Raw genomic sequence first — 20132 nt, forward strand, 5'->3', positions numbered from 1 at the left:
CGCGATGGGCTGCGAAGCGGCCCCTTGGGCCTGTGACATCTGCCAATCAGCTGCGAGTGCCGGCGGTTTCAGAATCGCCGGGGCCGCTTCGCAGCCCATCGCGGCCGGGTCCGCTCCTACATGTTGGGGCTTGCCCGCGATGTTTTTGATCTTAGCGCTGGCTAAGGCGCAGGGTCGAATCCTGCTCAGCCGGCAACACCCGCTTGGCAACCACATAGTGGTTCTGCCAGTACGGCTTGTTCAGCGTGTCGATGGTCACCGACTTGCCCGTGCGCGGCGCGTGGATGAAGCGATCGTTGCCCAGGTAGATGGCAACATGATTGACGCGGCGGCTCTTGATATTGAAGAAAATCAAATCACCAGGCTTCAAGTCCTTGCGGTCGACCTTCTGGCCGTGGCCGCTGGCCATGGCGTTGGAGGTGCGAGGCAGGTCGACTTCTTCGATGCCGTTGAAGGCGTACTTGACCAGGCCGCTGCAATCAAAACCCTTGCTCGGGCTGCTGCCACCCCAGCGATACGGGGTGCCGAGCACGTTCACCGCGCGGCTCAGAACATTACTGCTCTGTCTGGCCGACGGTTGCACGGCAGCAGCGATACGGCCTGTACCGCGGTGAGGCGCGAGCTTGACGGCAGTGGATCCTTTTTTGGTGTAGGGTGCCGAAATGTGCTTGGAGGAATAACTGGGTAAACGTTGCTCACGGTTGGTGGCGTGGGCAGCCAGTGGCAATAACAGACAAATAGTCAGCCATGTCTTGAAAAAAGGACGCATAGGCAGGGCTCTTGGTTGGTTGGCGCGCAACTTTATAACAGCTTTTCGATCATTTTTTGTCCCGTTCATCGATTCGAACAAGCGGGGAAAAGTGAGCAAAATGCGTCTAACAGGCGGCTTTTCGGCGTTCGGACCAGACAGGACAAGCGTTTGCGGGATTTGTTCCCGAGAAAGCCACACGTCGGATTGCCATCAGGAAGTCACATTTTTCTTTAGAAAATTTCTTTATCAGCCGGCAGGGGTCTTGAATGAATGGTTATCAGCATGGGGCTCACACCCATGACACCCACAGCAAAGTGCTGGGGTATCTGCTCTGGATTTTTGGTTTTACCGGGGCGCACCGCTTCTATTACGGCAAGCCGGTGACGGGGACGATCTGGTTCTTCACCCTGGGCTTGCTGGGCATAGGCTGGTTGATCGACCTGTTCCTGATCCCGTCCATGGATCGCGAAGCCGACCTGCGCTTTAACACGGGCAGCACGGACTATAGCGTGGCGTGGATCCTGCTGACGTTCCTGGGGATATTCGGGGTGCATCGGATGTATCAGGGCAAATGGATCAGCGGGATCATCTACCTGCTCACTGGCGGTTTGTTCCTGATTGGGGTGCTGTACGACTTCTGGACGATGAACGACCAGATTTCACTGAAGAATGCCCAGCGGAGGTAGTAGGAGCGGCGGACCGCCGCTCCTGCAAGGGAGAGATCAGCTGTTATAGCTGATATGCCCATCCATCAGGGTGTAGCGCACCGCGCCCGGCAGGCAGTGGCCAATAAACGGGCAGTTCTCGCCTTTGGACAGCCACTGTTCACCGGCAACGGTCGAGGCTTTCGGGTCGAACAGCACGATGTCCGCCGGAGCGCCGACCTGCAGTTGCCCGGCAGGCAGGCGCAGGGCGGCGGCAGGGCCGCTGCTCAGGCGCGCCAGCAGGGTCGGCAGGTCGAGCACGCCGTCTTCCACCAGGGTCAGGGCCAGTGGCAGCAGCAATTCGACGTTGCTGATGCCAGGCTCGGTCGCGCCGAAGGGCGCCAGCTTGGCATCACGCTCATGGGGCTGATGATGGCTGGAAATCGCTTGAACCACCCCGGACTTGACCGCTTCGCGCAAGGCATCGCGGTCAGCGCGGGTGCGTAGCGGCGGCTGGACATGATAGAGGCTGGAGAAGTCGATCAGCGCTTCGTCCGTGAGGATCAGCTGATACAACGCCACATCCGCCGTCACCTTCAAACCACGGGCCTGGGCCTGTTCGATCAACTTGACGCCACGGGCGCTGGTCAGCTGGCTGAAGTGTGCGCGCACGCCGCTTTGCTCGACCAGCAGCAGGTCGCGGGCCAGAGCCACGGTTTCGGCGGTTTCCGGAATGCCGGCCAAACCGAGGAAGCTGGCGGTCGGGCCCTCGTGGGCCAGGCCGCCTTCGGCCAGGTCATGGTCCTGGGAGTGGAAGATCACCGTCAGGTCGAAGGTCGCGGCATATTCCAGCGCGCGGCACAGGGTGCGGTTGTTGCGAAAGCTGTTCAGGCCGTTGCCGAACGCGACGCAACCGGTGTCGCGCAGGGCAACCAGTTCGGCCAGTTGTTCACCGCCCAGGCCTTTGCTCAAGGCACCGATCGGGAAGACTTTGCAGTGACCGGCCTCGCGAGCGCGGTCGAGGATCAGTTCGGCCACTGCCGAGGTGTCCAGTACCGGCTTGGTCTGCGGTGGGCAGCACAGGCTGGTGACGCCACCGGCCGCCGCTGCGCGAGTCTCGCTGACAATGCTGCCCTTGCGGCTGTAGCCGGGCTCGCGCAGGGCCACGCTGAGGTCTACCAGGCCAGGGGCGGCGATCAGGCCGTTGGCGTCCAGGCTCTGGGTCGGCTTGAAGTCGGCCGGGGCCGCGCCCATGGCAATAACCTTGCCTTCGCTGATATGCAGATCGGTAATTTTATCCAGGCCGCTGGCCGGATCGATGACGCGGGCGCCGAGAATGCTGAGACTCACTGGGCGTTCTCCTGCTCGAATTGGCGTTGCGCGGTCTGCCCGCTCATGGCCATGGACAGCACCGCCATGCGCACGGCAATGCCGTAGGTAACTTGGTTGAGGATGACCGAGTGGGCGCCATCGGCGACTGCCGATTCGATTTCCACGCCGCGGTTGATCGGCCCCGGGTGCATGACGATGGCATCCGGCCTGGCGCCGGCCAGGCGCGTTGTGGTCAGGCCGAACAGGCGGTAGAACTCGCCTTCGCTCGGCAGCAGGCCACCCTGCATGCGTTCACGCTGCAGGCGCAGCATGATCACCACGTCGACATCCTTCAGACCTTGTTCCAGGTCGGTGTAAACCTTCACGCCATACTGCTCGATACCGATCGGCAGCAGGGTTTTCGGTGCGATCACGCGGATATCCGGGCAACCCAGGGTCTTGAGCGCGAGCATGTTCGAGCGCGCGACCCGCGAGTGCAGGATGTCGCCGACGATGGCCACTGAGAGGTTTTCAAAGCTGCCCTTGTGCCGACGAATGGTCAGCATGTCGAGCATGCCCTGGGTCGGGTGGGCGTGGCGGCCGTCGCCACCGTTGATGATCGCCACTTGCGGGCACACATGTTCGGCAATGAAGTGGGCAGCACCGGAGTCGGCGTGGCGGACCACGAACATGTCGGCGGCCATGGCTTCAAGGTTGCGCAAGGTGTCGAACAGGGTCTCGCCCTTGCTGGTCGAGGAGGTCGAGACGTTCAGCGTGATCACGTCGGCCGACAGCCGCTGGGCCGCCAGTTCGAAGGTGGTACGGGTGCGCGTGGAGTTCTCGAAAAACACGTTGCAGACGGTCTTGCCGCGCAGTAGCGGGACTTTCTTCACCGCCCGTGCGCCGACTTCGAGGAACGAGTCGGCGGTGTCGAGAATTTCGGTGAGCAGCTCACGGGGCAAACCGTCGAGCGAGAGGAAGTGGCGCAGCTGGCCCTGATCATTGAGCTGCAGCGGGCGCTTGGCGTCGATAGGCGTCATCGCGGGGGACTCTTAAAAGGCGGAAGAGCAGGCGTAGTCCTGGCGCTCAAGGGTGAGCGGTGCGGGGCCGGACAATTTTACCCGTTCGGTGGGTTGCAATGACAGCGTTGCGCCGACCACATTTGGCCGGATGGGCAGTTCGGCGGCGTCCAGGTCGAGCAGGCAGACCAGGGTGACGCTGGCCGGGCGGCCATAATCGAAGAGTTCGTTGAGCGCGGCGCGGATAGTCCGACCGCTCATCAGCACGTCATCGACCAGCACCAGGTGTTGGCCTTCGATTTCAAACGGCAGCTTGGAGGGCCGCACTTGCGGGTGCAGGCCGTTCTGGCTGAAGTCGTCGCGGTAGAAGGATACATCCAGGATGCCGAGCGCAGCGTCACTGCCCAGTTGCTCCAGCAAGGCCTGGGCAACCCATACGCCGCCGGTGCGAATGCCGATGTAGTGCGGCTCGGTGATGTTGCGGCGGGCCAGATGGGCCGTGAGGTCAGAGGCCATCCGAACGATCAGTTCGGCGGGGTTGGGTAGGCTCATGCTTGCTCCTCGAGACGCCGGGCATCAGGCGTGCCCGGCTTGAAAGCGGTTATCAGGATTGCAGTTGGCCGATATTGGCATCCAGCCAGCCTTGCAGCAGCAGGGCGGCGGCGATGGCGTCCACCGGGTTGTCGCGATAGCTGCCACGCTGCCCGCCTCGGGCCATGCGTTCGCCCTTGGCTTCGAAGGTAGTCAGGCGTTCATCGTGGGTGTGCACGGGCAGGTTGAAGCGGCCATTGAGCTGGCGCGAGAACTTCTCGGCCTTGGCGCTCATCTCGCTGGGAGTGCCGTCCATGTTCAGCGGCAGGCCGACGACCATTGCGTCTGGCTTCCATTCCTTGACCAGGGCTTCGATTTTGCTCCAGTCCGGCACGCCTTGTTGCGCCTTGAGGGTACACAACTCGCGGGCCTGACCGGTGATGACCTGGCCGACGGCGACGCCGATCTGCCGGCTGCCGTAGTCAAAACCCAGCAATAAACGAACCGCGGCCATCAGGCGTGCCCTGCCTGGTTGGTGAGCAGGCTCAAATCCACATGCAACAGTTTGGCGGCGGCATTGAGGCGCAAATCGCTGGCCGTGCCGAAGATGATCTCGGCATCGAACGGGCAGTTGAGCCAGACGTTATCGGCCAGCTCCGCTTCCAGTTGCCCGGCTTCCCAGCCGGCGTAGCCGAGGGTGATCAGGCTTTGCTTGGGGCCGATGTCATCGGCGATGGCGAAGAGGATGTCCTGGGAAGTGGACAACGACAGCCCGCCCAGGTCGACCGTGGCTTGATAGACATGGTTCGGGTCGGTGGGGTGCAGCACGAAGCCGCGATCGGTTTGCACCGGCCCGCCGATGTAGATCGGCACGCCCTGACAGCGTGCCGGCGGATCGACGTTCGGACGCAGCTGCTCGAGGATATCGGCCAGGTTCAGGTCCTGCGGTCGGTTGACCACCAGGCCCATGGCCCCGCGCTCGGTATGCTCGACGATGTAAGTCAAGGTGTGGGCAAAATTCGGATCGGCCATGTGCGGCATGGCGATCAGGAATTGATGCTTGAGGTAACTCGGGCTGACGTTCTTCATGAGTACTAGTGTGGCTTTGGCTTGGCAGCCTGACAAGCGTAGGTGAGGGCAATCTCCTCTCCTGCGATCACAAAGATGTGGGAGCGGATTTATCCGCGAATAGATACACCGCGCAATTCCTGAAAAACCGCGGTGTCTGGATTCGCGGATAAATCCGCTCCCACGAGGTCGCGCCGACACCGGCTTCCCTCAGCGGGGGCGTTTTGGAGTCAGTTACTGGACAAGCGATCGCCACGGGCGAAGCGCCAGGTACGGATGATTTCCAGCCGGTCGATATCGGCAAGGTCACCAGTAAACGGTGCAAATGGCGCCGCCAGGCGCACGATGCGCTGGGCAGCCTGGTCCAGCAGTGGCTGGCCGGACGATTCGAGCACCAGCACTTCGTACAGTGAGCCGTCGCGGTTGATCGACACCAGCAGTCGCAGGCTGCCGTAGATCTGCTGGCGGCGGGCTTCGTCGGGGTAATTGAGGTTGCCGATGCGTTCGACCTTCTTGCGCCATTCGTCCTTGTACCAGGCGCCCTTGTCTCGGCTGGTCGAGGCCGCGCTCAAGCGATGGATGCGCGGGCGCTTGGCGTACAGCTGTTGTTCGTTGGACAGTTCGGCCTCAAGGCTGGCGATCTGGTCCGACAGTTGCGAGCTGTCGAAATCCGGCGTCACGGCCTGTGGCTTGGGGGCCGGCTTGGTCGGTTGTGGCCTGGTTTCGACCTTTTGCGGCTTGGGTGCACGCGTGGTGACGGCGGCCTTGGGCGGCTGCGGCTCAGGCTTGACCTCGGGCTTGGGGGCCGGAGGCGGTGTCACCTTGTTGATCTTGTTGTCCTGGAACGGTGCCACTTCGGTGGTTTTCGGCACTGCCTTCTTGTCCAGCGTACCGCTGCCTTGCTGGTTTTCCTGGGCAGCGAAATCGGCCTTTTTCGGCGCCACTTCACTTTTGAACGTGGCCAGGGTGATTTCCATGCTGCGGCTGATCTGTTCCGGCTTGCTGAACGAGAAGCCCACCCCGAGGATCAGCGCCAGGTGCAGCAGGGCCGCCAAAAACAGGGTAAAGCCGAGCCTGTCCGCCGGGCGTACGCCAGAGTGGGAGAGTTCAGGTGGGATGTCGGCAAAAACGGTCATCGATTATCCAGCAGGCCTGCAACACGGGAAAACCCGGCAGTGAGCACGTCCCGAGTAAAAAGGGCGTGCATCATAACGCACTGCGCGATGTTTCCCCGTGTTCTGCGTCAGCGGGCCTTGAGCTTGCGATCAATGGCGTCCATCAGCTGGGCGCCGATTTGGGTGCCAAAGGCGTTGTCGATTTCACGGATGCAGGTCGGGCTGGTGACGTTGATCTCGGTCAGGTGCTCGCCGATCACGTCCAGGCCCACGAACAGCAGGCCCTTTTCACGCAGGGTCGGGCCGACCTGTTCGGCGATCCAGCGATCCCGGTCGGTCAGCGGGCGGGCTTCGCCACGGCCGCCGGCGGCCAGGTTGCCGCGGGTCTCGCCAGCGGCCGGAATCCGCGCCAGGCAATAGGGTACCGGCTCACCGTCGATCATCAGGATGCGCTTGTCGCCGTCCTTGATGGCCGGCAGATAGCCCTGGGCCATGGTCTGCTGGGTGCCATGCACGGTCAGGGCTTCGAGAATCACCGAAAGGTTCGGGTCATCGCGGCGATGACGGAAAATCGACGCGCCGCCCATGCCGTCCAGCGGCTTGAAGATCACGTCGTGGTGATGGTCGGCGAACTCGCGAAGGATGTCGGCGCGGCGGCTCACAACGGTCGGCGGAGTGCACTGCGGGAACAGCGTGGCAAACAGCTTTTCGTTGCAGTCGCGCAGGCTCTGGGGCTTGTTGACCACCAGTACGCCATCGCGCTCGGCTTGCTCGAGCAGGTAGGTCGAATACACGAACTCCATGTCGAAGGGCGGGTCCTTGCGCATCAGGATCACGTCCAGATCGCTCAGGGCGGTGTCGCTTTCGGCGTCGAGTTCAAACCAGCGTTTCGGGTCGGCGAAGACTTCCAGTGGGCGCATGCGCGCGCGGGCCTGGCCGTCTTTCTGGTAGAGGTCGTGCTGTTCCATGTAGAACAACGACCAGCCGCGCTCCTGGGCGGCGAGCAGCATGGCCAGCGAGCTGTCCTTTTTATAGGAGATGCGCGCGATGGGGTCCATGACAATCCCGAGGCGAATGCTCATGGGGGTCTATCCTCTGGGCGGCGAAATAAAGTGGCGTCAGGGTGGCGCCAGCACGCGATGCGGTCAAGAAAAAACACGCGTCGCAGGCGCCGCGCCGCAGCCCGGCAGTGGTTGATGGAACGCACTGCCAGAGTGTGCTACAAAGTCTCGGCACGGGCTTTGCGCCGCTGTCTTTAGCGCGCTGGCCGGCTCCGGCTCCCGAGACGATGATCGAGTGAACATGGAACAGCATTCCCCGGCATTGAAAGTCATGGTCATCGATGACTCGAAGACAATCCGCCGCACGGCACAAATGCTGTTGAAGGACGTCGGCTGCGAAGTGCTCACGGCCATCGACGGCTTTGACGCTCTGGCCAAGGTCGCCGATCACCACCCCAGCATCATCTTCATCGACATCATGATGCCGCGCCTGGATGGATACCAAACCTGCGCAATGATCAAGAACAACCCGGCCTTCAAGGCAACACCGGTGATCATGCTGTCATCGCGTGATGATCTGTTCGACAAGGCCAAGGGCCGGATCGTCGGCTCGGAACAGTTTTTGACCAAACCTTTCAGCAAGGAAGAGCTGCTGAGCGCCATTCGGGCGCACGTCCCGGGTTTCGCCGCAGAAGAACAATACGCACCCTGACGTGCGGGCCTTTGCCCGTGGCGTCTTTTTGAGAGTGGGGAAGAGCATGGCTCGAGTCTTGATCGTTGACGATTCGCAGACCGAAATTTATACCTTGACCCAGATGCTGAAAAAGCACGGTCATGAAGTCCTGACCGCAGAAAACGGCGCCGACGGCGTCGCGCTGGCCTGTCAGGAAAAGCCCGATGCGGTCTTGATGGATATCGTCATGCCCAATCTGAACGGTTTCCAGGCAACTCGCCAACTGACGAAGGACCCGCAAACCAGCCACATTCCGGTTATCGTCATTACGACCAAGGGTGAGGAGTCGGACAAGATCTGGGCCACCCGCCAGGGAGCCAAGGCTTTCCTCACCAAGCCGTTCGAAGAAGACAACCTGATCCAGGTCCTCAATTCGGTACTGGCAGGCTGACGGCCGAACTTTATGGAGGCGTCGCAAACCGCATTCGAACTGCTGCTGGAAATCGACCGACGCTGCCGCTTGCTGGCTGCCGATCTGCCTTCCCAGGAAAGCCGCCTGCAAAACTGGAGCGGGATCGGCTTTCGCATCGCCGAACACTGGTACGTGGCGCCCATGGGTGAAATTGCCGAGGTGCTGCACGAACCGCGCTTGAGCGCCATTCCCGGAGTCAAGCCGTGGGTCATGGGCGTGTCGAACCTGCGTGGTCGCTTGTTGCCGGTGTTCGACCTGTGCGGTTTTCTCGGCCATGAGCTGTCGAGCCAGCGCCGCCAGCGGCGGGTGCTGGTGCTGGATCACAATGACATTTTCGCCGGCTTGATGGTCGATGAAGTGCAGGGTTTGCAGCACTTCAAGCTCGACAGCCTGGTGATGACGCCGCCGCCCGGGCTGCCGGCGGCCATCGCCCCCTTCGTTCAGGGCTATTTCCAACGTGAACAGGTCTGGGGTGTGTTCAGCTCTTTCGCGCTGGCCCAGGCGCCGGATTTTCTCGATGTCGCGCGCCAGCATGACGGGCGCGGCCCCTTGGTGACGGGAACCGTTCAATGACCCAGGCAACTACCGGCACCTCGCTGCTCGGCTCACGCAGCAGCGCGCAAATCGCGGGGCTGTTTATCGCCCTGATCACCTCGATCATTCTGCTGTTTGCCAACTTCGCCTACCTCAACACCCAGTCCAATTACGACAAGCAGTACATTGGCCACGCCGGCGAGTTGCGCGTGTTATCCCAGCGCATTGCCAAGAACGCCACCGAGGCTGCTGCCGGCAAGCCTCAGGCCTTCAAGCTGTTGACCGATGCACGCAACGATTTCGAGCAGCGCTGGGGTTACCTGAAAAAGGGCGACCCGAGCACCGGGTTGCCACCGGCGCCGGCGGCGGTCAGCGACGAAATGCAGGCCGTGCAGCTCGACTGGGAAGACCTGCGCAAAAACGCCGATGCGATTCTGGCCAGCGAACAAACCGTGCTGTCATTGCATCAGGTGGCCGCTACGCTGGCCGAAACCGTGCCGCAGCTGCAAGTCGAATATGAAAAGGTCGTCGAGATTCTGCTGCAGCGCGCAGCGCCGGCCAGCCAGGTGGCCGTGGCCCAGCGCCAATCGTTGTTGGCGGAGCGGATTCTCGGTTCGGTGAATACGGTGTTGTCCGGGGATGAAGCCTCAGGGCAGGCGGCCGACGTGTTTGGCCGGGACGCCAACCGCTTCGGCCAGGTGCTCGCTGCCATGCTCGGCGGCAACCCGGCGATTCAGATCACCCAGGTGCAGGACCGCGATGCACGCGCCCGCCTGGCCGAAATCGCCGAGCTGTTCCAGTTCGTCTCGGGCTCGGTGGATGAAATCCTCGAAACCTCACCGGAACTGTTCCAGGTGCGGGCGGCGGCCGGGAGCATCTTCAACCAGTCGCAGAGCCTGCTGGACGAGGCCTCACACTTGGCCAACGGCTTCGAGAACCTGGCCAGCGGGCGCTGGCTGGATAACGTCGGTGGCTACGTGCTGGGCTTCGTGGCGCTGGCATCGATCATTCTGATTGGCCTGGTGATGGTCCGCGAAACCCACCGGCAGCTGCGTGAAACGGCGGAAAAGAACGAACGCAACCAGCACGCGATCATGCGCCTGCTGGATGAAATCGAAGACCTGGCCGATGGCGACCTGACGGTTAACGCCTCGGTGACCGAAGAGTTCACCGGTACCATCGCCGACTCGATCAATTATTCGGTCGACCAGCTGCGCGACCTGGTAGCGACCATCAATGCCAGCGCCGAGGCCGTGGCCACGGCGGTGCAGGACACCCAGGCCACGGCCCGGCAGCTTGAGCGTGCCTCCGAGCATCAGGCCCAGCAGATCAGCGAAGCGTCGGTGGCGATCAGTGACATGGCCACGTCGATCGACCAGGTGTCCGCCAACGCCTACACCTCGGCCAAGGTGGCGGAGCGCTCGGTGGCGATTGCCAACAAGGGCAATGAAGTGGTGCACAACACCATCCATGGCATGGACAACATCCGCGAACAGATCCAGGACACCGCCAAGCGCATCAAGCGCCTGGGCGAGTCGTCCCAGGAAATCGGCGACATCGTCAGCCTGATCGATGACATTGCCGACCAGACCAACATCCTCGCCCTCAACGCCGCCATCCAGGCGTCCATGGCCGGTGAAGCCGGCCGTGGCTTTGCCGTGGTCGCCGATGAAGTGCAGCGCCTGGCCGAACGCTCGTCGTCGGCCACCCGCCAGATCGAAACCCTGGTGCGGGCGATTCAGGCCGACACCAACGAAGCGGTCATCTCCATGGAACAGACCACCGCCGAAGTGGTGCGCGGCGCGCGGTTGGCGCAGGATGCAGGCGTGGCGCTGGAGGAAATCGAGGGCGTGTCGCAAAACCTTGCCGAGCTGATCCAGATCATCTCCAACGCCGCGCAGCAGCAAACCTCATCGGCCGGGCAGATCTCTCATACCATGACAGTGATTCAGCAGATCACTTCGCAAACCTCGTTCGGTTCGACCGCCACCGCCGAAAGCATTGGCAACCTGGCGCGCATGGCCAGCGAAATGCGTCGTTCGGTGTCGGGTTTTACCTTGCCGCAGCCGCCTGAGCCGCGCTGAATACCGGGATCAGCCCTACTGGAGTCGTTATGGCCGATCGGCACGATTATGTTGCCTTGGCCTGGGTCAAAGGCGAAATCGCCGACACCCTGGCACAGGTCCGACAAGACCTTGAAACCCTTCCCGCAGCGGCTTTCGAGCCGTGCCTTGAAGGCTTGCACCAGGTGCATGGCAGCTTGCAGATGGTCGAGTTCTACGGCGCCGCCCTGCTGGCCGAAGAGATGGAACAACTGGCCCTGGCGCTGCAGCAGGCGCGGGTCGGCGAGCCCGCCGAGGCCCTGAAGTGGTTGCTGGCTGCGGTTGAGCAACTGCCGCTTTACCTGGACCGGGTACATGCCGCCCGCCGTGACCTGCCGTTGGTCGTATTGCCGCTGCTCAACGAGCTGCGCAGTGCGCGCGGCGAGCGTTTGCTCAGTGAAACCAGCCTGTTCGACCCACCCTTGCAGCTGCCGCCGGCGCTGGACGTCAACGCGCTGGTCGAACTGGACTCTGCCGAGTTGCCCGGGCTGTTGCGAAGCCTGCGGCAAACCTGGCACGCGGCCTTGGCCGGGTTGCTCCGCGAGCAGGACGAACCCACCAACCTGACCCATCTGGGCAAAGTCTTCGAGCGCTTGGAACAGCTGTGCCGCAATGCGCCCATCAGCCCGCTCTGGCAAGTGGCGGGCGCGCTGGTCGAAGGCATGGCCACCGGTATCATCGCCAACAGCCCGGCGCTGCGCAGCCTGTTCAAGGAAGCCGACAAGGAGCTCAAGCGCCTGATCGAGCAAGGCGTGGCCGGGGTCAATCAGCCCGCACCGAATGGCCTGCTCAAAAGCCTGCTGTTTTATATCGCCAAGGCTGAAGGCGACTGCGCAAAGATGCGGGTGATTCGCGAGCGCTATGAACTGGGCGACGTGCTGAATGAGCGCAGCCTGGCCGAGGAGGAACGTAACCGCCTGGTGGGCCCCGATCGCGATGCCCTGCATTCGGTAATGACCGCCGTGTGTGACGAGCTGGTGCGGGTCAAGGCGCGGCTGGACCTGTTTGTTCATGGCGACCGCTCGCGGGTGGATGAGCTGGGGTCGCTGTTGCCACCGCTGCGGCGCATTGCCGACACCCTGGCGGTGCTCGGCTTTGGCCAGCCGCGCAAGGTCATCAACAATCAGCAAACGCTGGTGCAAAGCCTGGCCCAGGGCCTGCGCGCGCCGAGCGATGCGGTACTGATGGATATCGCCGGCGCTCTGTTGTATGTCGAGTCGAGCCTGGCGGGCATGGCCGGGCCGCCGGAACCGGCGGGTGTTGATCTTAATCGCGGTGCGCCGACCGACCTGAGCCAGATTCACCAGCTGGTCATCAAGGAAGCCCGCTTCAGCTTGCAGCAAGTCAAGGACTATATCCTCGACTGCATCGATGTCGGCTGGGACCCACAGCGCCTGCGGCCGCTGCCTGAATTGCTGACTCAAATCCGCGGGGCCTTGTCGATGATCCCGCTGGACCGCGCGGCGAGCCTGCTGCAGGCCTGCAATGAATGCATCCAGGCGCAGCTGCTGCCGGCCCAGACGCGACCGGCCTGGGAGCAGCTCGACCATCTGGCCGATGCGCTGACGGCCATTGATTACTTCCTCGAGCGGCTGAACAAGGACCCGCAATCCCCCGGCGAGCGCTTCCTCGACCTGGCCGCCCGGAGCCTCGCTGCGCTGGGCTACCCCGGCGAGATGGCGCAGGTGCCCATGCTCGACGACGTGCTCAGTGCCACTGAGCTGCTGGTGCTGCAAGACATGCAGGCGCTGGATGACCCGCAGGTGGTGCACTCCCTCGCCCAGGTGCTGGCCGATCCGGTCGCGGCGCCGGCACCCGATGAAGCGGCAATCGAATCGCAACTGCTGGAGATCTTCCGCAACGAGGCGCTGACCCACCTGGCCAGTGTCGACCGTTACCTGGAGCAGGCCGAGCAGCATTTGCCGCTGGCGGTGAGTGACGAACTGCAGCGCGCACTGCACACCCTCAAAGGCAGCGCGTCCATGGCCGGGGTCATGCCTATCGCTTCGCTGGCCACCGCCCTTGACCGCCTGGCGCGTGAATTCAAGGCCCATTTGCTGGACTTTGACCTGGACGAAATTTACCTCCTGCAGGCCGGCGAAACCCTGCTGCGCCGTGGCTTGCAGCAACTGGCAGAACACCCGCTGGCCCCGATCAGCGGCGCCCAGGCGCTGATCGCCCAGGTCGATCAGGTGGTCTCGGCCCGTCTGGTCGCGGCGCTGAGTGCTGCCAACAGTCGGCGGCTCAAGCGCGACCCGCAGTTGATCATGACCTTCCTGGCCCAGGGCATGGATATCCTGCTCGATGCCGAATCACTGCTCAAACGCTGGCAGCAATACCCGGCGCAGCGCGATGAGCTGTCGTCGCTGCTCGATGAGCTGACACGCCTGGGCGAGGCCGCGCACTTGGCCGATCTGGTCGCGATCGATGATCTGTGCGAAGCCTTGCTCGATCTCTATGGCGCCGTCGAAGAAAGCAGCCTGGTGGTCAGTGCGCGCTTCTTCGCGGTGGTTGAAGGCGCCCATGAGGCCTTGATCGACATGCTCGACCAGCTGGCCGCAGGCCAGGAAATCGATGCCCGCCCTGATCAGCTCAAGGCTTTGCGTGCCTTGCTCGACGAAGGCCTGCCGCCCTCGGCGACCGGCTTGATCCGCCGCGATGCGGACCAGTCGCTGAGTATCCGGGAACTGTCAGCGGCCACTGCCCAGGCCGACGAGCTCGACGATGAACTGGTGAACCTGTTTCTCGAAGAGGCGGTGGATATCCTCGACAGCGCGGGCCAGGCGCTGGAGCGCTGGCTGGCGGACCCGGACAACGGCGTGCCGCTGTCCGCGCTGCAACGCGACCTGCACACCCTCAAGGGCGGCGCGCGGTTGGCGCAGATCGGTCCGCTGGGCGATCTGGGCCATGAACTGGAACACTTGTACGAAGGGCTGGTCGATCGCCGCTACAGTTTTTCGCCAGACCTGGCGCGGCTGTTGCGCCAGAGCCACGACCGTTTGGCGCAGATGCTCGACCAATTGCGCAATCGCCAATCCCTCAGCGCGCCAGCGGCCCTGATCGATGCCATTCGCGCGTTCCGCCAGGGCAACGGCTTGGTGAGCGCCGTTGAAGCAACGTCGGATTCGGCGCCTGCAGAGGCGCAAGGCAACAACGAGTTGCTGGACATCTTCCTCGAAGAAGGCTTCGACATCGTCGAAAGCTCGGGTGCGGCGCTGGCGCGCTGGCAGGCCGAGCCGCGCAATATCCTCGAAGTCGAGAACCTGCTGCGTGACCTGCACACCCTCAAGGGTGGCGCGCGGATGGTCGAGATTGCCGTCATTGGCGACCTCGCCCACGAGTTGGAGTTTCTCTACGAAAACCTCTCGGCCGGCTTGCTGCAGCCGGGGCCGGAGTTGTTCAGCCTGTTGCAGAACTGCCATGACCGTCTGGCGCATATGCTCGATGCGGTGCGCCTGCGTCAGCCGGTCAAGCCGGCGACGGCCTTGATCGACGCCATTCGCAGTTTCAATCTGCCGCCCGGCGGGCAGGACGAGCAGGCACCGCGCAACGAGCCGACGACCGAGGCGCAAGCCAACGCGCAAGCCTCGGAGCGGGCACCGGCCGACCTGGTCAAGGTGGCGGCAGAACTGCTCGACGACCTCGGCAACCTGGCCGGCGAGACCTCGATCTTTCGCGGGCGCATCGAGCAGCAGGTCAATGACGCGCAGATCGCCCTGAATGAAATGGAAACCACCATCGAGCGCATGCGCGATCAGTTGCGCCGGCTCGACACCGAGACCCAGGGGCGAATTCTCAGTCGCCAGCAGGTTGATGGTGAGCGGGCCGGCTACGAAGAATTCGATCCGCTGGAGATGGACCGCCATTCGCAGCTGCAGCAGTTGTCGCGGGCGCTGTTCGAATCGGCCTCCGACTTGCTGGACCTGAAGGAGACGTTGTCGGCCCGCAACCACGAAGCGCAGTTGCTGTTGCAGCAACAGGCGCGGGTCAACACCGACTTGCAGGAAGGCTTGATGCGGACCCGCATGGTGCCTTTCGAGCGGCTGGTGCCGCGCTTGCAGCGGGTGGTGCGGCAAGTGGCGAGCGAGTTGGACAAACAAGTGGAGTTCGTGGTCGGCAACGCCGAAGGCGAGATGGACCGCAGCGTGCTTGAACGCATGGTCGCACCGCTTGAGCACATGCTGCGCAATGCCGTCGACCATGGCCTGGAACCGCGTGAGGTGCGCCTGGCCGCGGGCAAGCCGGCCGAAGGGCGAATCACCCTGAACCTGTTGCACGAAGGCAGCGAAATCATCATCGAACTGGCCGACGACGGTGCGGGGGTTCCCTTGGAGGCGGTGCGCAAGAAGGCGATCAAGCGCGGGTTGCTGGACCCTGCCAGCGACCTGAGCGATCACGAGGTGATGCAGTTCATCCTCCAGCCCGGGTTTTCCACCGCACAGAAAATCACCCAGATATCCGGGCGTGGGCTGGGGATGGATGTGGTCCACGAAGAGGTCAAGCAACTGGGCGGCGAGATGATCATCGACTCGCGGCCAGGACTGGGCGCGCGCTTTTTGATTCGCTTGCCGTTTACCGTTTCGGTTAACCGGGCCTTGATGGTACAAGGCGGCGCCGAGCAATACGCAATCCCGATCAACAGCATCGAAGGTATCGTGCGGGTATTGCCCAACGAGCTGGAAGCGTATTACCAGCTCGACCCGCCGACCTATCACTACGCGGGGCAGCGTTACGAGCTGCTGTACCTGGGCGAGTTGCTGCAGAACAGTCCCCCCCCGAAACTTTTGGGCCAAAGCCTGCCACTGCCGGTCATGCTGATGCATTCCCACGACCAGCGCTTTGCGGTGCAGGTCGATGCGGTAGCGGGCTCGCGCGAGATCGTGGTCAAGAGCCTGGGTCCGCAGTTCGCGGCAGTGCCGGGGCTTTCCGGGGCGACCATCCTGGGCGATGGGCGGGTGGTGCTGATTCTGGACTTGCACGCGCAGCTGCGGCTGCTGCAGACGCGTCGCCCACAGCAGCCTCAGGCGCAGGCATTGGCGCCGCTGCAGCGTGCCACGCCGCTACAGGGCAGGCCGCTGCTGGTGATGGTGGTGGACGATTCGGTGACGGTGCGCAAGGTCACCGGGCGGCTGCTTGAGCGCAACGGTATGACGGTGCTGACCGCCAAGGACGGTGTCGATGCCATGACGCTGTTGCAGGAGCACTTGCCCGACGTGCTCTTGCTCGACATCGAAATGCCGCGCATGGACGGCTTTGAAGTGGCGACCCAGATTCGCCAGGATCCGCGGTTGAAACATTTGCCGATCATCATGATCACATCACGCACGGGGCAAAAACACCGAGACCGGGCCATGGCCATCGGTGTCAACGATTACTTGGGCAAGCCGTATCAGGAGTCGGTCTTGCTGGAAAGCATTGCGCAATGGAGCAAAACCCATGCTTGAGCATACCCCTCGTGCTGCACCGGGGCGGCGTAACAGCTTGACCGGGCTGCTGTTGCCGCTGGGCGATCGCAGCCTGTTGCTGCCCAATGTCGCGGTCGCCGAGCTGATCGGCTATCAGGCGGGTGTCACCCGGGAAGACGAACCGGCCTGGAGCCTGGGGCGCATCATCTGGCGCGACCTGAGCATTCCGCTGGTCAGCTTCGAGGCGGCCAGTGGTGGTTCAACCCATGTCGGGGAACGGGCGCGCATCGTCGTGCTCAATGCCTTGGGCGACAGTGGCATCGGATTTATCGCGTTGCTGGTCCAGGGCATTCCGCGCTCCTGCAAAATCGATAACCAGCTCAACTACGTCGATGTGCCGCTCGGGCCGCTGGAACTGGCGGCGGTGCAGGTGGGCGAGCAGGTGCCACGGGTGCCGGACCTGATCGCGCTGGAGCAGTTGCTGCTGGATGAGCAGCTGATTTAAGGAAGTGAGTGTATGTACCAGGGGGAGCGTTTCAACGCCTGGACGCATCTGGTCGGTGCCATTGCGGCCTGTGTCGGGGCGATCTGGCTACTGGTGGCGGCCAGCGTTCAGGGCGATCCATGGAAGATCGTCAGCATGGCCATCTACGGCTTGACCCTGTTGGCGCTCTACAGCGTCTCGACGGTCTATCACAGCGTGCGTGGTCGGGCGAAGGTGGTCATGCGCAAGGTCGATCACTTGTCGATTTATCTGTTGATCGCCGGCAGCTACACGCCGTTCTGTCTGGTGACCCTGCGTGGGCCCTGGGGCTGGAGCCTGTTCGGGGTGGTCTGGGGGCTGGCAGTGATTGGCATGCTGCAAGAGATCAAGCCGCGCTCGGAAGCGCGGGTACTGTCGGTCATCATTTATGCGCTGATGGGCTGGATCGTGCTGGTGGCGGTCAAGCCATTGCTGGCGGCGCTGGGCCAGGCCGGGTTTACCTGGCTGGCCGCAGGCGGAGTGCTCTACACCGTGGGCATCATTTTCTTTGCCTACGACAGCCGTTTTCGTCACTGGCACGGCATCTGGCACCTGTTTGTGATCGCCGGCAGCCTGCTGCACTTCGTCGCCATCTGCCGCTACGTGCTTTAGCCTTTTCTGGCTTAGAAATCGCCCCAGAGTTGCTGGGCCACCGCCAGCCCCACCACGGGCGCGGTTTCGGTGCGCAACACCCGCGGACCGAGGCGCGCCGGGTGGAAGCCGGCAGCGTTGGCCTGCTGCACTTCGGGCTCCGACAAACCGCCTTCAGGGCCAATCAGAAACGCCAGACTGGCAGGGACCGGGTGGCTGGTCAGCGGCTCGGCCACCGGGTGCAGCACCAGCTTCAGATCGCTGTCGCAGGCCTTGAGCCACTCGTCCAGCAGCTGCGGTGGATGAATCACCGGCACCTGTGACCGACCGCATTGCTCGCAGGCGCTGATCGCCACCTGGCGCCAGTGGGCCAGCCGCTTGTCGGCACGTTCATCCTTGAGCCGCACTTCGCAGCGCTCGCTGACGATCGGGGTGATTTCGTTGGCACCCAATTCGGTGGCCTTCTGGATTGCCCAATCCATACGCTCGCCACGGGACAGCCCCTGGCCCAGGTGGATCCGCAGTCTGGACTCGGCCTGGCCGGCGAACTGTTCGTTGAGCTGCACGCGCACGCGCTTCTTGCCGACTTCCAGCAGTTGGCCGAGAAACTCCTGGCCGCTGCCATCGAACAGCTGCACCGCATCGCCTTCGGCCATGCGCAGCACCCGGCCGATGTAATGGGCCTGGGCCTCGGGCAGTTCGTGTTCGCCGAGGGTCAGCGGCGCATCAATGAAAAAGCGGGACAGTCTCATGGTTTGACTCGGGTAAATAGGAATGTGGTGTCTGGGTGGGCCTCTCGCAGGCAAGCCTGGCTCCTACATCTCTGGCATTGAGCAGGGAATGTGGGAGCGAGGCTTGCCCGCGAAGCTTTTTAGCCCGGGTCGCGGAAACCGGGATGAAAGTCGGCCTGGACCTGCACGGTTGGCCCGCTGCGGGTCGCCAGGTCGATGCCTTCGCTGGCGACTTCGGCGAGGAAATCGATCTGCTCCGGGGTAATCACGTACGGCGGCAGGAAATACACCACGCTGCCCAATGGCCGCAGCAAGGCGCCGCGCGTCAGCGCGTGCTCGAATACCTTCAGGCCACGGCGTTCCTGCCATGGGTAGGCGGCCTTGGTGGTCTTGTCCTGGACCATCTCGATGGCTAGCACCATACCGGTCTGGCGTACTTCCGATACATGCGGGTGATCGACCAGGTACGCCGTGGCACTGGCCATGCGCGCCGCCAGCGCCTTGTTGTTCTCGATGACGTTGTCCTGTTCGAAGATGTCCAGGGTCGCCAGCGCGGCCGCACACGCCAGCGGGTTGCCGGTGTAGCTGTGCGAGTGGAGAAAGGCGCGCAGGGTCGGATAGTCGTCGTAGAAAGCGCTGTAGACCTCGTCGGTGGTCAGGCAGGCGGCCAGCGGCAGGTAGCCGCCGGTCAGGGCCTTGGACAGGCAGAGGAAGTCCGGGCGGATACCGGCCTGTTCGCAGGCGAACATCGTCCCGGTGCGGCCGAAGCCTACGGCGATTTCGTCATGGATCAGGTGCACGCCGTAACGATCGCAGGCTTCGCGCAGCAGCTTGAGGTACACCGGGTGGTACATGCGCATGCCGCCCGCGCCCTGGATCAACGGCTCGATGATCACCGCCGCGAGGGTTTCATGGTGCTCGGCCAGGGTCTGCTCCATGTGCGCGAACATGTTGCGCGAATGCTCCTCCCAGCCCATGCCTTCAGGGCGCAGGTAGCAGTCCGGGCTCGGCACTTTGAGAGTGTCGAGCAGCAAGGCCTTGTAGGTTTCGGTGAACAACGGTACGTCGCCGACCGACATCGCCGCAATGGTTTCGCCGTGGTAACTGTTGGTCAGGGTGACAAAGCGCTTCTTGGCCGGCTGGCCGCGGTTGAGCCAGTAGTGAAAGCTCATTTTCAGCGCCACTTCGATGCATGAAGAGCCGTTATCGGCGTAGAAGCACCGGTTCAGGCCCGCAGGCGTCATCTGTACCAGGCGCTCGGACAGCTCGATCACCGGCTGATGGCTGAAGCCGGCCAGGATCACATGTTCCAGCTGATCGACCTGATCCTTGATGCGCTGGTTGATGCGCGGGTTGGCATGGCCGAACACGTTCACCCACCAGGAGCTGACAGCGTCGAGGTAGCGCTTGCCCTCGAAGTCCTCAAGCCAGACGCCTTCGCCACGCTTGATCGGGATCAACGGCAGTTGTTCGTGGTCTTTCATCTGCGTGCAGGGGTGCCACAGGACCGCGAGGTCGCGTTGCATCCACTGATTATTGAGGCCCATTTTCTTTCTCCTGACGCCAATGCGTGCGACGTGCCCGGCAAACAATCGCGCAAGCCTATGCAATGCGCCTTCATGGGACAACCCATGGGCGGTGATTGGTGCTGCAAAACATCA

18 protein-coding genes are annotated in these 20132 nt (G+C 62.9%); 8 read left to right on the forward strand and 10 right to left on the reverse strand.

Annotated elements, in window-relative coordinates; translation table 11 throughout:
* Nucleotides 1-151 precede the first annotated feature (151 nt).
* Entirely contained in the window at nucleotides 152-769 is a 618-nt protein-coding gene (locus GUY40_RS17105) for a C40 family peptidase (protein ID WP_166570090.1), read from the reverse strand.
* A gap of 248 nt (nucleotides 770-1017) precedes the next feature.
* Between GUY40_RS17105 and GUY40_RS17110 the strand changes: the two genes are divergently transcribed.
* The gene (locus GUY40_RS17110; RefSeq protein ID WP_166570091.1) at nucleotides 1018-1437 is read left to right on the forward strand and encodes a TM2 domain-containing protein; all 420 of its coding nucleotides are present in this window, start codon (nucleotides 1018-1020) and stop codon (nucleotides 1435-1437) included.
* A gap of 36 nt (nucleotides 1438-1473) precedes the next feature.
* Here the strand turns inward: GUY40_RS17110 and GUY40_RS17115 are convergent, their stop codons facing one another.
* The 7 genes from GUY40_RS17115 to gshB all read right to left on the reverse strand — a co-directional run bounded on the left by GUY40_RS17115 (nucleotide 1474) and on the right by gshB (nucleotide 7521).
* A complete protein-coding gene (locus GUY40_RS17115) occupies nucleotides 1474-2745 on the reverse strand; it encodes a dihydroorotase (RefSeq protein WP_166570092.1) in 1272 nt (423 codons plus the stop codon).
* A complete protein-coding gene (locus GUY40_RS17120) occupies nucleotides 2742-3746 on the reverse strand; it encodes an aspartate carbamoyltransferase catalytic subunit (RefSeq protein WP_166570093.1) in 1005 nt (334 codons plus the stop codon). The genes GUY40_RS17115 and GUY40_RS17120 overlap by 4 nt, the downstream gene beginning before the upstream one ends.
* A gap of 12 nt (nucleotides 3747-3758) precedes the next feature.
* Nucleotides 3759-4277: a bifunctional pyr operon transcriptional regulator/uracil phosphoribosyltransferase PyrR gene (gene pyrR / locus GUY40_RS17125; RefSeq protein WP_166570094.1), complete on the reverse strand. Its 519-nt coding sequence runs from the start codon at nucleotides 4275-4277 to the stop codon at nucleotides 3759-3761.
* A gap of 52 nt (nucleotides 4278-4329) precedes the next feature.
* Nucleotides 4330-4770, reverse strand: a complete 441-nt coding sequence (gene ruvX / locus GUY40_RS17130) for a Holliday junction resolvase RuvX (protein ID WP_166570095.1) — start codon at nucleotides 4768-4770, stop codon at nucleotides 4330-4332.
* On the reverse strand, nucleotides 4770-5345 hold the full coding sequence (locus tag GUY40_RS17135; RefSeq protein WP_166570096.1) for a YqgE/AlgH family protein: 576 nt from the start codon (nucleotides 5343-5345) through the stop codon (nucleotides 4770-4772). The genes ruvX and GUY40_RS17135 overlap by 1 nt, the downstream gene beginning before the upstream one ends.
* Nucleotides 5346-5554: 209 nt before the next feature.
* A complete protein-coding gene (locus GUY40_RS17140) occupies nucleotides 5555-6460 on the reverse strand; it encodes an energy transducer TonB (protein WP_166570097.1) in 906 nt (301 codons plus the stop codon).
* Nucleotides 6461-6567: 107 nt separating this feature from the next.
* Nucleotides 6568-7521 carry a glutathione synthase gene (gene gshB / locus GUY40_RS17145; protein WP_166570098.1) on the reverse strand — a complete coding sequence of 318 codons (954 nt, stop codon included), beginning with the start codon at nucleotides 7519-7521 and terminating at the stop codon, nucleotides 6568-6570.
* A gap of 220 nt (nucleotides 7522-7741) precedes the next feature.
* Here gshB and pilG point away from each other — a divergent pair, with 220 nt between their 5' ends.
* From pilG to GUY40_RS17180, 7 genes are read left to right on the forward strand one after another with little or no spacing between them, the layout of a single operon-like run.
* Entirely contained in the window at nucleotides 7742-8152 is a 411-nt protein-coding gene (gene pilG, locus GUY40_RS17150; protein ID WP_166570099.1) for a twitching motility response regulator PilG, read from the forward strand.
* 46 nt (nucleotides 8153-8198) lie between these two features.
* Nucleotides 8199-8564 (forward strand): twitching motility response regulator PilH, encoded by a 366-nt coding sequence (gene pilH / locus GUY40_RS17155; RefSeq protein WP_166570100.1) that lies wholly within the window; start codon nucleotides 8199-8201, stop codon nucleotides 8562-8564.
* A gap of 12 nt (nucleotides 8565-8576) precedes the next feature.
* The gene (locus GUY40_RS17160) at nucleotides 8577-9158 is read left to right on the forward strand and encodes a chemotaxis protein CheW (protein ID WP_166570101.1); all 582 of its coding nucleotides are present in this window, start codon (nucleotides 8577-8579) and stop codon (nucleotides 9156-9158) included.
* Nucleotides 9155-11203, forward strand: a complete 2049-nt coding sequence (locus GUY40_RS17165; RefSeq protein WP_166570102.1) for a methyl-accepting chemotaxis protein — start codon at nucleotides 9155-9157, stop codon at nucleotides 11201-11203. The genes GUY40_RS17160 and GUY40_RS17165 overlap by 4 nt, the downstream gene beginning before the upstream one ends.
* Before the next feature lie 29 nt (nucleotides 11204-11232).
* The gene (locus tag GUY40_RS17170; protein WP_166570103.1) at nucleotides 11233-16665 is read left to right on the forward strand and encodes an Hpt domain-containing protein; all 5433 of its coding nucleotides are present in this window, start codon (nucleotides 11233-11235) and stop codon (nucleotides 16663-16665) included.
* Nucleotides 16658-17131: a chemotaxis protein CheW gene (locus GUY40_RS17175; RefSeq protein ID WP_166570104.1), complete on the forward strand. Its 474-nt coding sequence runs from the start codon at nucleotides 16658-16660 to the stop codon at nucleotides 17129-17131. Before GUY40_RS17170 ends, GUY40_RS17175 begins: the two co-directional genes overlap by 8 nt.
* 12 nt (nucleotides 17132-17143) lie before the next feature.
* Nucleotides 17144-17761: a hemolysin III family protein gene (locus tag GUY40_RS17180; RefSeq protein ID WP_166570105.1), complete on the forward strand. Its 618-nt coding sequence runs from the start codon at nucleotides 17144-17146 to the stop codon at nucleotides 17759-17761.
* A gap of 11 nt (nucleotides 17762-17772) precedes the next feature.
* Here GUY40_RS17180 and GUY40_RS17185 read toward each other — a convergent pair whose 3' ends face one another.
* Entirely contained in the window at nucleotides 17773-18492 is a 720-nt protein-coding gene (locus GUY40_RS17185) for a 16S rRNA (uracil(1498)-N(3))-methyltransferase (protein WP_166570106.1), read from the reverse strand.
* Between the two features lie 119 nt (nucleotides 18493-18611).
* Nucleotides 18612-20018 (reverse strand): adenosylmethionine--8-amino-7-oxononanoate transaminase, encoded by a 1407-nt coding sequence (locus tag GUY40_RS17190; protein WP_166570107.1) that lies wholly within the window; start codon nucleotides 20016-20018, stop codon nucleotides 18612-18614.
* Nucleotides 20019-20132: the final 114 nt, after the last annotated feature.

This window comes from Pseudomonas sp. R5(2019) (assembly GCF_009905435.1).
Classification (GTDB): domain Bacteria; phylum Pseudomonadota; class Gammaproteobacteria; order Pseudomonadales; family Pseudomonadaceae; genus Aquipseudomonas.